Source organism: Pseudomonas agarici, assembly GCF_001543125.1.
Lineage (GTDB): Bacteria > Pseudomonadota > Gammaproteobacteria > Pseudomonadales > Pseudomonadaceae > Aquipseudomonas > Aquipseudomonas agarici.
Genome location: NZ_CP014135.1, coordinates 3,497,228 through 3,511,275, shown reverse-complemented (window position 1 = coordinate 3,511,275; position 14,048 = coordinate 3,497,228). Strand labels below are relative to the sequence as shown.

Sequence of the window (14,048 nt, the reverse complement as noted above, 5' to 3'; positions counted from 1 at the left end):
GCCATGCCCGCCCCGACAGAAGAATATCGCAACTCAGTAAAACCTCTCGACGTTGCCGCACCCTTGCCTGGACGCCCCTTATGCCCGTCACCTTCGCCCCCGACTCCCTGCGCGCCAGCCTGCGACCCTTGGCTGCGGCGCAGCCGCTGTCGGCGTCGGCGCAGGCTTACCAACGCCTCTATGGCCTGGACCTGGCCCATCGCACGGCGCCCTTCAGCAGCCGCCTCGGCGCATTCAAGAGCGCCAGCTTCGATTTGGTCAGCCAGCTCTGGCTGCCGTGCGACCCCGTGGCGACATTGTTTCTGTTCCATGGTTTCTACGATCACATGGGGCTGTATCGTAACGTGATCGACTGGGCGCTGGATCGGGGATTTGCGGTACTCGCCTGCGACCTGCCGGGCCACGGCCTGTCCAGCGGTGAGCGGGCCAGTATCGACGATTTCGCCGAGTACCAGCGGGCACTGCAAGGGTTGTTCGACGAAGCCCGGTCCCTTGACCTGCCACAGCCCTGGCACCTGTTCGGGCAGAGCACGGGCGGCGCCATCGTCGTCGATCACCTGCTCCGGCACGGCCTTGAAAGCCCGGCGCAGGGCAAGGTGGTGCTGTTTTCGCCGCTGGTACGGCCACGGGACTGGGGCTGGTCGAAGTTCAGCTATTATCTGCTCAAACCGTTCGTCAAAGGCATTGCCCGACGCTTCAGCGAGAACACCCATGACCCGGCGTTCATGCCGTTCCTGCAGGCCGATCCGCTGCAACCGCAGCGCTTGCCCACCGCCTGGGTCGGCGCCCTGGCGCGCTGGATCCCAGGTATCGAAGGCGCGGCGCAAAGCCCACGTCGGCCGCTGATCGTCCAGGGCGATGGCGATATGACCGTTGACTGGCGGCACAACCTGACGGTGCTGCGCAGTAAGTTCGATCAGCCCGAAGTGTTGATGCTGGCCGAGGCCCGCCATCATCTGGCGAATGAACTCCCGGAGTACCGAGAGCGCTATTTCAGTTTTCTCGGCGCTCATTTCTGAGCGCTTGTTTGCGAGCCAAGGCCCTTATGACCGAGCACCTGCCATAACGCGCTGATTATCGGTATGTCCAGCCGATCGTCACGCGCTGGCATGACAACGGTGTCGGCGGGCATGTGAACAATGTCACTTACGGAAAAGCGGGGAAAACTAGAAGAAAGTCAGGTCGTTGCTGTCCGCTGCCTGCGGGAGGGGTGGATTAGGCAGAGCGCCGACAACGACAGCGACCCTCAAAGCAGGGTCGCTGTCGATACATCAATGTACAAACAGTGCGATCAGGATAATGATCGGGATGGGCACACCCAAAAAGAACAGTAAAAGTGAGCGCATGTTGATTCTCCTTGGATTAACGCGGGGTCACGGCGTCGGTGTGGTATTCGCTGGCTTGCAGGTACGTCACGCCATCGCGTTGGCGCCCACCGAACGTAGCGGCCAGGCTGGCGAAGAAGGCACCGATCAGCAGCGCGATAAACATCCACAGGGTCGACCATGCGGCGGCTTTGGCAGCCCGGTCGGCAGCCTGCCGGGCGTCTTCGATCGCTTGGCGGGCCTGACTGTAGACTTGGTTCACGCGCTCTTCGGCCTGGGCCTGGCTGAGGCTGGTACGCTGGCTCACCACTTGCGCCAGATAGGCGCGGTCGTCATTGCTCAACTGGCCGTTGCCCAGGCTGCGAACCAAAATCCGCGTGACCACGGCGTGGACCGCGTCTGCACTTACCGCGGCTGGGCGGTTATCGCGAAACAACAGGTCGATAAAGTAGTCGGAATGGCTGTTGGTACTCTGCGCGGCGGCGCTGGTGAGACTGTTCGTGGCCCCGGAGGCCGCCGTCACTCCCGCCTTGAGGCCGCCGCCGAGAATACCGCCGACCGAACTGGCTATCACCGTGACAGTCAGCAAGGTCGCCACCGCCCAGGCTAGAAAGCCATGGGCGGTGTCGCGGAAGTAAACCTCATCAGCGTGCATGCGGGTCCATTTCACCCGCAGGCGCCCGGCCAGATAACCGCCCATGCCCGAGGCGATGATTTGCGTCACGGCCAGCCAGATGATCGCCGAGACGCCAAGCCCCTTGGCGCTGATACCTTCGCCCGACCACGGCGAGACGGCGGAAAAGCCCAGTCCGGCACCGAGTATGAGCAGCAGGAAGGAAAGTGCGGCCGCGGTAGCGGCTCCGGCGAAGATCGCTGCCCAGGAAACTCCTGAGTGATTCGACGAGTCGTGCACTGCACCAGCATAGGTTTCGGGGTTCCCTATCATTGTTGTCGCGCTCCTGAAGTGAAAAGACGTACAGCCTTCATTCAGGAGATAGCAGCGGACATGCCAAGCTATTCCTTGATAAATAGTCAGCTATTTCAACGGGTTAAAAATTTATCTGGGTCTGCGTTCCATGCAATTTGCATGGTCGAGGCCTTTCGCGACGGGTTTTATGCATTGCTTGCCGGGGATGGACGGTACTGCAGCAAAAAGGGACGCCCTGGCGTCCCTTTTGCGGTTGGCTCGATCAGCGCCAATGGCGATCGTGCTTGCGATGGCCATAGGCATGGCCGCGGCCACGGTGATCACCGCGATAGTCGCGACGATGGTCCCGGTAATGATGATCGTCGCGATCACTGGAGTTACCCATGTAGTTACCCAGTGCACCACCGGCGCCACCGCCCGCCGCGGCGCCGATCAGGCTGCCGGTGGAGCCCCCCACGCTGCGCCCGACCACGTTGCCGCCGGCGGCGCCCAGGGCGCCGCCAATAGCGGCTTCGCCACGGCTGTGTCGGTCGGCACCCACCGCACTACCACCCGCGCCGCCCAGTGCCGCGCCGATGGTCGAGCCGGTATTGCCGCCCAGCGACTGACCGACAGCGGAACCCAACACGCCACCCAATGCGCCGCCAATGCCGGCTTCGGTGGTACCGCCAGCCGAGGCGACGCCACTGGCCAGGCTCAGGGACAACAAGAGAATCGACGAGAACTTCATGTGAGAGGAGCCTCAAAGGGATGACAGCGCGATCCTGAGGCTTGTTACGGAGTCGTTACAATGGAAATCCGACGAATAGCACGAATGCTATACAAAATCATAACTTACTGTTTTTACTAAGGAACTTAGTCCCTTCAGGACGGTCTCACTTTGCTTGAACCCTTCTGTTTTCCGGCTGTCAGCGGTTGCTTGTCGTCACCTAACTGGCCCTGGCCATGATCAAACCGGTTTCGCTGGCCATTTCCAGGCGGATCGCGACGAACTTGGAGGTCGGTGTGTGGCTGCCGTCGCCGATGCTCTCCAGGGGCACCAGGGGATTCACTTCCGGGTAGTAGGCGGCGGCCTGTCCGGCGGGAATATCGAAGGCCAGTAGGGTGAAACCCTTGACCCGGCGCTCGCGTCCGTCTTCCCAGAGCGCGACGATATCGGCCTTCTGCCCCGGCTTGAAGCCCAGGCGGATGATGTCCGCTTCGTTGACGAACAGCACGTCGCGCTGACCCTTGACCCCTCGATAGCGGTCATCGAGGCCGTAGATGGTGGTGTTGTACTGGTCGTGGGAACGCATCGACTGCATGATCAGGTCTGGCACCCTGCCGGTGGCGTGGATGCGTTCGTGGATCAGGTCGGCCGGCAGCCGGTTCGAGCGGAAGTTCGCCCGCCCCGACGGGGTATTCCAGCGCCGGGCGCCGGCAGTGTTGCCCAGGTAGAAACCGCCTGGGAGGGCGAGGCGCTGGTTGAAATCCTTGAAACCGGGAACGGTGTCGGCAATCAACTCGCGGATACGCCCGTAGTCGGCCACCAACCAGTTCCAGTCCACCGGCTGTGCGCCGAGGGTGGCGGCGGCGATGCCGGCGATGATCGAGGGCTCCGAACGCATTTGTTTCGACAGTGGCTGCAACTGGCCGTTGGAGGCGTGGACCATGCTGAACGAGTCTTCCACGGTAACGGCTTGCGCGCCTTCGGCTTGCAGGTCGATATCGGTACGGCCCAGGCACGGCAGGATCAGAGCCGCCTTGCCGTGAGTCAGATGGCTACGGTTGAGCTTGGTGCTGATCTGCACGGTCAGATCGCAGTTGCGTAGCGCTTCGAAGGTGCGCGGGCTGTCCGGGGTGGCTTGGGCGAAGTTGCCGCCCAGGGCGATGAAGACCTTGGCGTGGCCGTCGAGCATGGCATGGATGGCTTCGACCACGTTATGGCCGTTGGCGCGTGGCACTTTGAATTGGAAACGCCGCTCCAGGGCGTCGAGGAAGGCTACCGGCGGGCGCTCGTTGATGCCCATGGTGCGGTCGCCCTGCACGTTGCTGTGGCCGCGTACCGGACACAGGCCGGCGCCTGGGCGGCCGATATTGCCGCGCAGCAGCATCAGGTTGGCGATCTCTTGGATCGTCGACACCGAATGCCTGTGCTGGGTGATACCCATGGCCCAGCACATGATGACGTTCTTGCTCTTGGCGTACATCCGCGCCGATTGTTCGATCTCCACCAGGGTCAGGCCCGATTGCGAGACGATGTGCTCCCAAGGGGTGTCGTCGATGGCGGCCAAGTAGTCGAGGACATTGGCGGTGTGCTCGTTAAGGAAGTCGTGGTCGAACACCGACGGCTCGTTCGCCGTCTGGGCATCGCGTTCCCATTGCAGCAGGAACTTGGCCATGCCGCGTAGCAGGGCCATGTCGCCACCCAGGGCGGGGCGAAAGTAGGCGGTGTTGGTGGGTTTGTCGCCGTTGGTGAGCATCTCCAGCGGGTGCTGCGGGTGCTGGAAGCGTTCCAGGCCGCGCTCCTTGAGCGGGTTGATACAGACCACTTGGGCGCCGCGTTTCACGGCTTCACGCAGGGGTTCGAGCATTCGCGGGTGGTTGGTGCCGGGGTTTTGGCCCAAGACGAAAATCGCATCGGCGTGTTCAAAGTCCTCGAAGGTCACGGTGCCCTTGCCGGCCCCGATACTTTGCGCCAGGGCCACGCCGCTGGCTTCGTGGCACATGTTCGAGCAGTCCGGGAAGTTGTTGGTGCCGAATGCTCGGACAAACAACTGATACAGGTACGCTGCCTCGTTGCTGGCCCGGCCCGAGGTGTAGAACTCGGCCTGATCGGGGCTGGAGAGATTGCGCAGGTGTTTGGCGATCAGCGCGTAGGCCGCTTCCCAACTGATGGGACGATAGCGGTCGGTGGTTGAGTCGTAGCTCATCGGTTCGGTCAGGCGCCCCTGGTATTCGAGCCAGTAGTCGGATTGCTCGAACAGCGCGCTGACGCTGTGCTTGGCGAAGAACGCGGCATCCACCCGGCGCTGGGTGGCTTCCCAGTTGACCGCCTTGGCGCCGTTTTCGCAGAACTTGACCTTACCGCTTTGCGGCGAGTCGCCCCACGCGCAGCCTGGGCAGTCGAAGCCGCCGTTCTGGTTGGTCTTGAGCATCATGCGCAGGTTTTTCACGGCGTTGCCGCTGGTCATCCAGGCCTGTGCCACGCGGATCAAGGCGCCCCAGCCACCCGCTGCGCCCTTGTAGGGCTTGTAGCGTGGGGTCGGGATCTGGTCGGCTTGCTGCTGATTGCTCACGCTTGGTTCTCCATCGCGGGGCTGTAGACCCGTGGCGCACTTTTGTGCGGCAGGTGGATGAGATTGAGGTTGTGCCGACGAGCCCATTGCAGGGCCAGGCCGGTAGGGGACGACAGACTGACCAGGGTCTGGATGCCGGCCCGTAGGACTTTCTGGATCAATTCGAGACTGCAACGGCTGGTGACGATGGCCAGGCCGCCTGCGGTCGGGATCTGCTGGCGAACCAGCGCGCCGATCAGCTTGTCGAGGGCGTTGTGCCGCCCGATATCTTCACGGCCCAGCAGCAGTTCACCCTGGTGGTTCATAAACAGTGCGGCGTGTACCGCGCCGCAGTGCTGGCTCAAGGGCTGGAGGGCGCTGATGCGCTGGCGCAGGTTGTCCAGCCATGCGGCTGGCGGCAGGGACGCGCCGGGCAGCGCGTCCAGTTCAGGCAACGCCTGCTCCAGCGCCTCTACGCCACACAGGCCGCAGCCGCTGGTGCCGGCCAGTTGACGACGTTGTTCCTTGAGGTTCCAGAACGCACGGCTGGAGATTTCTACTTCGGCATGTTGCGCTGAACCGCTGCCGCTGAGCTTCAGATCATAAAGCTCGGAGGCGTCATGGATAATCCCGCTGCCGATGCTGAAGCCAACGATAAAGTCTTCCAGGTCCGTGGGCGTGACCAGCATCACCGCCTGGCTGATGCCGTTGTAGGCAATGGCCAGCGCGACCTCTTCGGCCAGCGCCGTCTCGGCGGCTGCGCTGCGGTCGAGGTTGCCGTATTGATAACTCTGGCTGGCGGCGGGCGCTGTCAAGGCAGGGATCGCGCAGGCCTCTGGCTTGGCGTTCATGGAGTATCACCGGTGGAATATCCAGTATCCAGACTAAGCGCGGCGAAGGGTCGCGTCTAATTGCTAGTACTGATCCATCGATAGATGCCCTCGATCAAGATGCGTTCTGCAATTTCTGATAGAGCGCGAAACAGGCCTCGGCCAGGCCCGAGCGTGGGGCGCCACGGCGCATGATCAGGCCAAGACGGGCCAGGGTCTGGGCGTTTTCGATCGGTTGCAGGCGCAGATGATCGGTCAGGCCTTCGAAACCGCCGTGCAGCGGCATGATCGCGCAGCATAGGCCGCCGTGTACGGCTTGCAGTAACTGATGAACGGCATCGGTCTGCAGAAGCGGTTGCGGGCTCAGGCCACGGCTGTGGAAGTTGTGGTCGATGGACTGGCGAAAGTGCATGCCGGTGCTAAGCATGCCCAGGGGCAGCTCGATCAGTGCCTCCCATCTCAGGGGGTGTTCGCCGAAGCTGAAGAAGCGTTGGTCGTAGAGCAGGCCCATGGCGGTTTCACTCAGGGCCAGGGCTTCGAAGCGGTCGGTGTCGAGGCGTTCGAGGTAGGACACGCCGAGGTCGCAGCGATTGCTCGCCAGTTGTTCGAGGATCTGTTCGGAACTGAGGGACGACAGTTCGAAGCGCAGGCGCGGGTGCTCGCCGTGCAGGCGCTGCATCAGTTGCAGCGGGTCGAAGCTCGACAAGGGCACTACCCCCAGGCGCAGGGTTCCAACCAGGTTGCCGCGACAAGCGGCGGCCTCTGCCTGCAATCCGTCATAGGCCGCCAGCACGGTACGCGCCCAGGCCAGCACCCGTTCGCCGGGGGCAGTGAACCCTTCGAAGCGCTGACCACGATTAACCAGTTGCAGTTCGAGTTCCTCTTCCAGGCTGCGCAAGCGCATGGACAGGGTCGGCTGAGTGATATGACAGCGGGCCGCCGCCTGGCCGAAGTGGCGGGTCTCGTCCAGGGCAATCAGGAATTTCAACTGTTTGATGTCCATCGTCGCTCCAGGTGCGGTCCAGGGCGGGATTCTAGCGCGCTTGGACTACGCTAAGTCATTGGGCGGTCCGGAACCTGTCACAGACGTCGCCGGTTGAATGGCCGGTGTGGTGGGTTCTGTTAGTCAATTTCGTCGCCATCAGCCCCTGGCCTGCATTGTTGTTGCTCGCCATAGCCGGCTATGACTCGTCGCAACGCCTTGACCATGGACGTGTGGCATCCGAACTTGAACTGACGAACTCACCGTACAGGCCACTAGCCTTTCGCGTCTGGACATCAATCCATAAGGAGAAAGAACGATGAGTATCTTGAGCTTTATGAAAGAGGCGGGCGAGAAACTGATCGACCTGCTGACCCCCGGCAACGCCAATGCTGGCGAGCAACTCAAAGGCTATATCGCCAAGGTCGGCCTGGGCAATCCGAATGTCCAGGCCACGGTGGATGGCGACAAGGTCACGGTGACGGGTGAAGTGGCCAGCCAGGAAGAGAAGGAAAAAGTCCTACTGGCGCTGGGCAATATCGCCGGTATCGGCGGTGTCGACGACCGGATCACCGTCAGTGGGCAGGCCCAGCCGGCGGCGCGGTTTGTCGAGGTGAAGAAGGGCGATACGCTGAGCAAGATCGCCAAGCAGGTCTATGGCGACCCTAACCAGTACAACAAAATCTTCGAGGCCAATAAGCCGTTGTTGTCGCATCCGGACAAGATTTATCCAGGGCAGAAACTGCGAATCCCTGATTGATCGATAAGTGCCAGCCGTGGCGAGCTCGATCTGGCGGGCTCACCACAATGATCACAAGCCGTTGATCAGTTCGCGGTAGTCGGTGACTGCCGCGAACTCCTCGGTATCCTTGGGCCCCTTGCGACTGTCCGGCTCGCTTACCGCCAACAGGTGTGCCACGCCAAAGCGCCCGGCGCTACGCAGGATCGGCAGGGTGTCGTCGATAAACAAGCTGCGCGCCGGATCAAAGCCGATGTCGGCCTGTAGCGCATCCCAGAACTGCGGGTCTTCCTTGGCAAAGCCGTAGTCATGGGAACTGATCAGCCGTTCGAAATACGCCGCCAGTTCGATTCGCTCCAGCTTCAGCGACAACGAGTCGCGATGGGCATTGGTGATCAGGATCACCCGTTTACCCGCCTGCCTGATCGCCGCCAGAAAGGTGTCGGCGTCCGGGCGCAGAGCGATCAGATCGGCGGTCTCGCGCTTGAGTTCGCGCACGGGCAGCTTCAACTCGGCACTCCAGAAGTCCAGGCAATACCATTTCAACTGGCCGGCATGGTCCCTGAATAACGCTCCCAGCTCTGCCTCGGCCAAAGCCTGGCTGATGCCGTGCAGTTGGGCATAACGCCGGGGCAGGTGCTCCATCCAGAAGTGATTGTCGTAATGCAGGTCGAGCAGGGTGCCGTCCATATCCAGCAGAACGGTATCGATGTCGTGCCAAGGTAATGAAGGCATGGAAAACTTCTCGACCAAGAAAAAAAGTAGGCAACAGGCAATTGGAAAAGCCACGGTATACAGTTTCTTGGAAAGCCTCGCGAGCGCAGCAGCGTTCAAAGAGGCTGTATAGTAACCCGCTCACGCCAAGGAGTTTGCATGCGCCAGAAACCCACCGTACTCGCCCGCGAAATCGTCGCCAGCAGCCGTCTGTTTCGTGTCGAACAGGTGCAGTTGCGTTTTTCCAACGGTGTCGAGCGTACCTATGAACGCTTGGTGGGCAAAGGCGCGGGTTATGGGGCGGTGATGATCGTGGCGATGCTCGATGCCGAGCATGCGCTGCTGGTCGAGGAATATTGCGGTGGCACCGATGAGTACGAGCTGTCGCTGCCCAAGGGTCTGATCGAGCCGGGCGAGGACGTGTTGGCGGCTGCCGAGCGCGAATTGAAAGAAGAAGCCGGTTACGGCGCCCGGCAATTGGAGCACCTGACCGAGCTGTCTTTGTCTCCCGGTTACATGAGCCAGAAGATCCAGGTCGTCCTGGCCAGCGACCTTTATGAAGAACGCCTGGAGGGCGACGAACCGGAGCCGATGCGGATCGACCGGGTGAACCTGCGCGAGTTGTCCGGCCTGGTGCTGAACCCGCAGTTCAGCGAAGGACGCGCGCTGGCGGCGTTGTACCTGGCCCGGGACCTGTTGACCCAGCGTGGAGTGTTTCAACCATGAGTGAGCCGTTGTTGAGTTTGCCGCACCCGTACCTGGCCCCGGTGATCGAGCTGGCGCGCCGGGCGGGCGAGGCGATCCTGCCGTTCTGGCGTGCCGATGTCGAAGTGATGGACAAGGCCGATGCCTCGCCGGTGACGGCGGCGGACCTGGCGGCCCACCACCTGATTCTGGCCGGCCTGACCGCGCTGGACCCGAGTATTGCGGTGTTGTCCGAAGAGGACGCCGATATCCCCCAGCAGGTGCGCGCCGGTTGGCAGCGCTGGTGGTTGGTGGACCCGCTGGACGGCACCAAGGAATTCATTGGCGGCAGTGAAGAGTTCACCGTGAACATTGCCTTGATCGAGCAGGGCCGGGTGGTGTTCGGCGTGGTGTCGATGCCGACCAATGGCCGCGTTTACTTCGGCGGTGCCGGGCTGGGTGCCTGGCGTGCGGATGCCGGCTTGGCGCCCGAGCCGATCCAGGTGCGCGAACTGCCGCCTGTCGGCGCCGCGTTTACCGTGGTTGCCAGTCGTCGGCATTCGAGTCCCGAGCAGGAGCGCTTGCTGGCTGGGTTGAGCGCCAGCCTGGGTGAACTGCACTTGGCGAATATCGGCAGCTCGTTGAAGTTCTGTCTGTTGGCCGAAGGCGCGGCGGACTTTTATCCGCGCCTGGCGCCGACGTCCCAGTGGGACACGGCAGCGGCGCAGGGGGTGTTGGAGGGCGCCGGCGGCGAGGTGCTGGCGTTGAGCGGCGAGCGCTTGAGCTACCCGGCGCGCCCGTCGCTGCTCAATGGGTTTTTCCTGGCATTGCCGGCGAAGGCGCGGTGGCGTGGACAGTTGCCTGATTTACTGCACCCTTGACGATTGGCGCGATGGTCAGCGGTGCAGCACGTACTGCCCGCTGAACTGCACGGCGGCATCCTCGCTGCCTGCATTCATCACCTGGGTTTCCAGGGTCAGGCGCGCCCGCCCGTAACGCTGATAGGTCGCCAGGAATTTCTTCCAGGTCCGGTCATCCGGTGCCGCGCAGCGTGCCTCGGCATCGCCGGTGACCGGCAAGGGATAGCTGATCCGACCTTCGTGGATCACGATATGCCCATCCTCGATCCCTGCCTCGCGCAGGCTCAGATGTAGCCAGCCCCAACCGGCCAGCACCGCGCCGCAGTACAGGCTGCCGCCGAACATCGTGCTCTTGTGGTTGACATTGGGCTCCAGCGGCAGTTGCAGGCGCAGTTGTCCGGCATCCCAACCACTGACCTTGAGACCCATCTCACGGGTCAGGGGAATGTCGTGGTGCAGAATGGACTCCAGGTAACGACTGTCGCGGTTCATGCAGTGACCTCTGTGGGGGGATTCATTCGAGTTCGTCGCTGGCGCCGTGGCTGGCGCTGTCGAAGCTCAGCCCGTGTTTGCGCAGCTTGTCGTGCAGCGTCTTTCGCGGGATACCCAGGGCTTCGGCCAGGCTGCGCAAGGAGTTGTGTGAACGCGCCAGCTCGGTGGCGATCAGCGACTTCTCGAAGCGTTCGACCTGTTCGCTGAGACCGCCGGGGATCACGCCGACGATGTTGCTGTCGAGAGTTTCCGAGAGGTTGTTGTCCAGCGCCAGTTCCAGGCCGAGGGCGAAGCGTTCGGCGGCGTTCTGCAGTTCTCGCACATTGCCCGGCCAGGTGTGGCGTAGCAACAGCGCCCGTTGCGTCGGTTGCAGGCTGCGGGGCGCCAGGCCATGGCGGCGACTGGCTTCGTCGGCAAAATGCTGGAACAGGATGAGCGCATCCTCGCCGCGTTCGCGCAGGGGCGGAATCCGCAGCGGCGCGACATTCAACCGGTAGTACAAGTCGGCTCGGAAACGGCCTTGGTCGGCGGATTGGAGCAGGTCTTCCTTGGTCGCGGCGATGATGCGGATATCCAACGGGATCTGCTGGTTGCCGCCCAGGCGCTCGACCACCCGCTCTTGCAACAAGCGCAGCAGCTTGACTTGGACATCCAGGCTCATGCTTTCGATTTCATCGAGGAACAGGGTGCCGCCGTTGGCGAATTCAAACTTGCCAATACGGCGCTTCTGCGCGCCGGTAAACGCGCCGGGCTCGTGGCCGAACAGTTCGCTTTCCACCACCGACTCGGCCAGGGCGCCGGCATTGATGGCCACGAACGGGCCGGTGCGACGGTTCGACAGATCGTGCAGGGCACGGGCCACCACCTCCTTGCCGGCCCCGGTTTCACCGAGGATCAGCACGTCGGCCTTGGTGGCCGCCAGGGCACCGATCTGTTCACGCAGGCGCAGCATCTGCGGCGATTGGCCTACCAGACGCGCGCTGAGTTGCTGGCGATCGCTCAGCGCCAGGCGCAGACTGCGGTTGTCCAGCACCAGACGCCGCAGGGCCAGGGCGCGGCGCACGCTGTCGAGTAGGGCGTCGCTGGCGAAAGGTTTCTCGAGGAAATCATAGGCGCCGGCGCGCATGGCCTGGACGGCGAGAGGCACGTCACCGTGACCGGTGATCAGCAGCACCGGCAGTTCTGGGTCCAGGGCATGCAGTTCGTTCAACAGCTCCAGGCCATCCATGCCCGGCATGCGAATATCGCTGACGATCACCCCCGGCCAGTCTCTTTCGATACGTCCCGCCAGACCTTGGGCCTCGGCCAGCGGCAGGATCTTCAGGCCGGCGAGGTCGAGCGTCTGGCTCAGGGCCAGGCGCAGGTGGGGATCGTCGTCGATCAGTATCACCTGGAGCTGGTGGTCGATATTCATATCATCGAGTCCTCGGCAGGCTGCCGGCTGACGCCGGGCGAACCGGCGCGCAGCCGCAGCGTAATCAGGGCGCCGCCTTCACGGTGGTTGGCGAACAGCAGTTCGCCGCCGAAGGCGCGCATCAGAGCGTCACAGATCGCCAGGCCGAGGCCGAGGCCCTGGGTGCGGGTCTTGGTGGTATAGAATGGCTCGACGGCGCGGTCCAGGGCTTCGAGACAGAAGCCCGGGCCGTTGTCGCGAAGGGTCAGGGTCACACCTTCCGGCGACGATTGGGCATTGAGCCAGAGTTTGCGCGGCGGGCCTTTTTCGGTCAGGGCATCGAGGGCGTTCGCCAGCAAGTTGCCGAGCACCTGGCGCAGGCGGGTTTCACCGGCTTCGACCCACAGGGCCGCCGCCGGCAGGTCGCGGATCAACTCGACCTCCATGGCCCGTCGACGCTTGGCCAGCAGCGCCAAAGCGTCATCGAGCGCCGGTTGCAGGGCCACGCTTTCCGGAGCATGCCGGTCGCGGCGGGCAAAGGCGCGCAGATGGGCAACGATCGAGGCCATGCGTCCGGTCAGTTCGCTGATCAGCTTGAGGTTACCGCGAGCCTCGTCGGTCCGTTCATGGTCGAGCAGTACTTCGGCGTTTTCCGCATAGCTGCGGATCGCCGCCAGCGGCTGGTTGAGTTCGTGGCTGATGCTCGCTGACATGGTGCCCAGGGCCGACAGCTTGCCGGCCTGGACCAGGTCGTCCTGAGCCCGGACCAGTTCCTGCTGGGCATGTTCACGTTCCAGCACTTCCAGTTTGAGCCGACAGTTGAGTCCTTCCAGGTCGCTGGTCCGTTCGGCCACGCGCATTTCCAGTTCACGACGAGCCTTGGCCTCGAAGGCGATCCGCTCCAGGTAGTGGCGCCGACGTTGCATTATCAGGCCCAGCAGGAGCATCAGCACCAGTAGGGCGGCGCCACCGATCGCGACGACGGTCCGTACTGGGCGGTCGATCAGGGTGCGCGGCGCGAGGATGCTGACGCTCCAGCCGGTTTCCTCGATCTGCCGGGTCTGGGTCAGCCACGCCTTGGGATCGATATCCAGCGGCTGCGGATTGCGCGTCGGGTAGGGCTGGATGACGGTGATGGCCTCGCGTTCCGTATTGCTCAGATTACGGCTCGCGCGAAAGCGCCATTCCGGCCGTGAGGTGAGGATCACCACATCGTTATGGTCGGTCACCAGCAGTTGCTCGGGGGTGTTGCCCCAGAGGCTTTCAGTGTGGTCCAGGTCGACCTTGGCCACCAGTACACCGATGATTTTTTCGCCATCGCGAACGGCGGCGGCAAAGAAGTAGCCGCGCTTGCCCGAGGTGGTGCCGAGGCCGAAGAAGCGACCCAGGCGACCGGCCATGGCTTCGCTGAAGTAGGGGCGGAAGGCAAAATTGCGCCCGACGAAGCTGTCGTGTTTGTCCCAGTTGGAGGCGGCCAGGGTCTTGCCATGGGTGTCCATCAAATACATGACTTCGGCGCCGGTCTGGCGGCAGATATCGCGCAGCAGGCTGTTGGCGCTTTCCACATGTCGGCCCTGTTCCGGTTCGGCGAGGGCCTCATGCAGGGCAGGCAGGTCACCGAGGATCTGCGGCAGGACTTCGTAGCGATGCAGGGTACCCAGCAGGTTGGCTACATAGAGGTCGAGGGTCTGGCGATTCTGGCCCTCCAGCTCGCCACGGTAATACCGCTCGGCGAGGTGTTCCAGCGGCCACAGCAGGGGCGCCAGGCATAGGAACAGCAGGGCCAGGCTGCGCCAGCGGGGTCTGCGGGGAATGGGAGAGGTCGTGATCATCGAGAAACTGCG

General features: G+C 62.9%; 13 protein-coding genes. 4 read left to right on the top strand and 9 right to left on the bottom strand.

The window, feature by feature from the left end; translation table 11 throughout:
• The first annotated feature begins 80 nt into the window (after nt 1-80).
• Nucleotides 81-1,019: a phospholipase BipL gene (bipL, locus tag AWM79_RS15325; RefSeq protein ID WP_017132551.1), complete on the top strand. Its 939-nt coding sequence runs from the start codon at nt 81-83 to the stop codon at nt 1,017-1,019.
• A 343-nt stretch (nt 1,020-1,362) separates the two neighbouring features.
• Here bipL and AWM79_RS15315 read toward each other — a convergent pair whose 3' ends face one another.
• From AWM79_RS15315 to AWM79_RS15295, 5 genes are all read right to left on the bottom strand, one after another.
• Entirely contained in the window at nt 1,363-2,271 is a 909-nt protein-coding gene (locus AWM79_RS15315; protein ID WP_017132549.1) for a hypothetical protein, read from the bottom strand.
• A gap of 244 nt (nt 2,272-2,515) precedes the next feature.
• Complete coding sequence (locus tag AWM79_RS15310) at nt 2,516-2,983, bottom strand: glycine zipper domain-containing protein (protein ID WP_060783185.1); 468 nt, start codon at nt 2,981-2,983, stop codon at nt 2,516-2,518.
• Nucleotides 2,984-3,182: 199 nt separating this feature from the next.
• Nucleotides 3,183-5,531, bottom strand: coding sequence for an FdhF/YdeP family oxidoreductase (locus AWM79_RS15305; RefSeq protein WP_017132546.1), 2,349 nt, complete (start codon nt 5,529-5,531; stop codon nt 3,183-3,185).
• Complete coding sequence (gene fdhD, locus AWM79_RS15300) at nt 5,528-6,361, bottom strand: formate dehydrogenase accessory sulfurtransferase FdhD (protein ID WP_017132545.1); 834 nt, start codon at nt 6,359-6,361, stop codon at nt 5,528-5,530. The genes AWM79_RS15305 and fdhD overlap by 4 nt, the downstream gene beginning before the upstream one ends.
• A 94-nt stretch (nt 6,362-6,455) precedes the next feature.
• Nucleotides 6,456-7,343, bottom strand: coding sequence for a LysR family transcriptional regulator (locus AWM79_RS15295; protein WP_060783184.1), 888 nt, complete (start codon nt 7,341-7,343; stop codon nt 6,456-6,458).
• A gap of 298 nt (nt 7,344-7,641) precedes the next feature.
• On the opposite strand from AWM79_RS15295, the gene lysM reads away from it, so the two are divergent.
• A complete protein-coding gene (gene lysM / locus AWM79_RS15290) occupies nt 7,642-8,082 on the top strand; it encodes a peptidoglycan-binding protein LysM (RefSeq protein WP_060783183.1) in 441 nt (146 codons plus the stop codon).
• A gap of 51 nt (nt 8,083-8,133) precedes the next feature.
• On the opposite strand, the gene yrfG is transcribed toward lysM, so the two are convergent.
• A complete protein-coding gene (gene yrfG / locus AWM79_RS15285; RefSeq protein ID WP_060783182.1) occupies nt 8,134-8,796 on the bottom strand; it encodes a GMP/IMP nucleotidase in 663 nt (220 codons plus the stop codon).
• A gap of 138 nt (nt 8,797-8,934) precedes the next feature.
• Here yrfG and nudE point away from each other — a divergent pair, with 138 nt between their 5' ends.
• Both nudE and cysQ read left to right on the top strand, forming a co-directional pair.
• Entirely contained in the window at nt 8,935-9,501 is a 567-nt protein-coding gene (gene nudE, locus AWM79_RS15280) for an ADP compounds hydrolase NudE (protein WP_060783181.1), read from the top strand.
• Nucleotides 9,498-10,340 carry a 3'(2'),5'-bisphosphate nucleotidase CysQ gene (cysQ, locus tag AWM79_RS15275; RefSeq protein WP_244159563.1) on the top strand — a complete coding sequence of 281 codons (843 nt, stop codon included), beginning with the start codon at nt 9,498-9,500 and terminating at the stop codon, nt 10,338-10,340. Before nudE ends, cysQ begins: the two co-directional genes overlap by 4 nt.
• Nucleotides 10,341-10,355: 15 nt before the next feature.
• Here cysQ and AWM79_RS15270 read toward each other — a convergent pair whose 3' ends face one another.
• Genes AWM79_RS15270 through AWM79_RS15260 form a run of 3 tightly spaced genes read right to left on the bottom strand, consistent with a single transcriptional unit; the run spans nt 10,356 to nt 14,036 of the window.
• Entirely contained in the window at nt 10,356-10,811 is a 456-nt protein-coding gene (locus AWM79_RS15270; RefSeq protein WP_060783180.1) for a YiiD C-terminal domain-containing protein, read from the bottom strand.
• Between the two features lie 22 nt (nt 10,812-10,833).
• Nucleotides 10,834-12,225, bottom strand: a complete 1,392-nt coding sequence (locus tag AWM79_RS15265) for a sigma-54-dependent transcriptional regulator (RefSeq protein ID WP_060783179.1) — start codon at nt 12,223-12,225, stop codon at nt 10,834-10,836.
• Nucleotides 12,222-14,036, bottom strand: coding sequence for a sensor histidine kinase (locus tag AWM79_RS15260; RefSeq protein WP_060783178.1), 1,815 nt, complete (start codon nt 14,034-14,036; stop codon nt 12,222-12,224). Before AWM79_RS15260 ends, AWM79_RS15265 begins: the two co-directional genes overlap by 4 nt.
• Between the last annotated feature and the right edge of the window lie 12 nt (nt 14,037-14,048).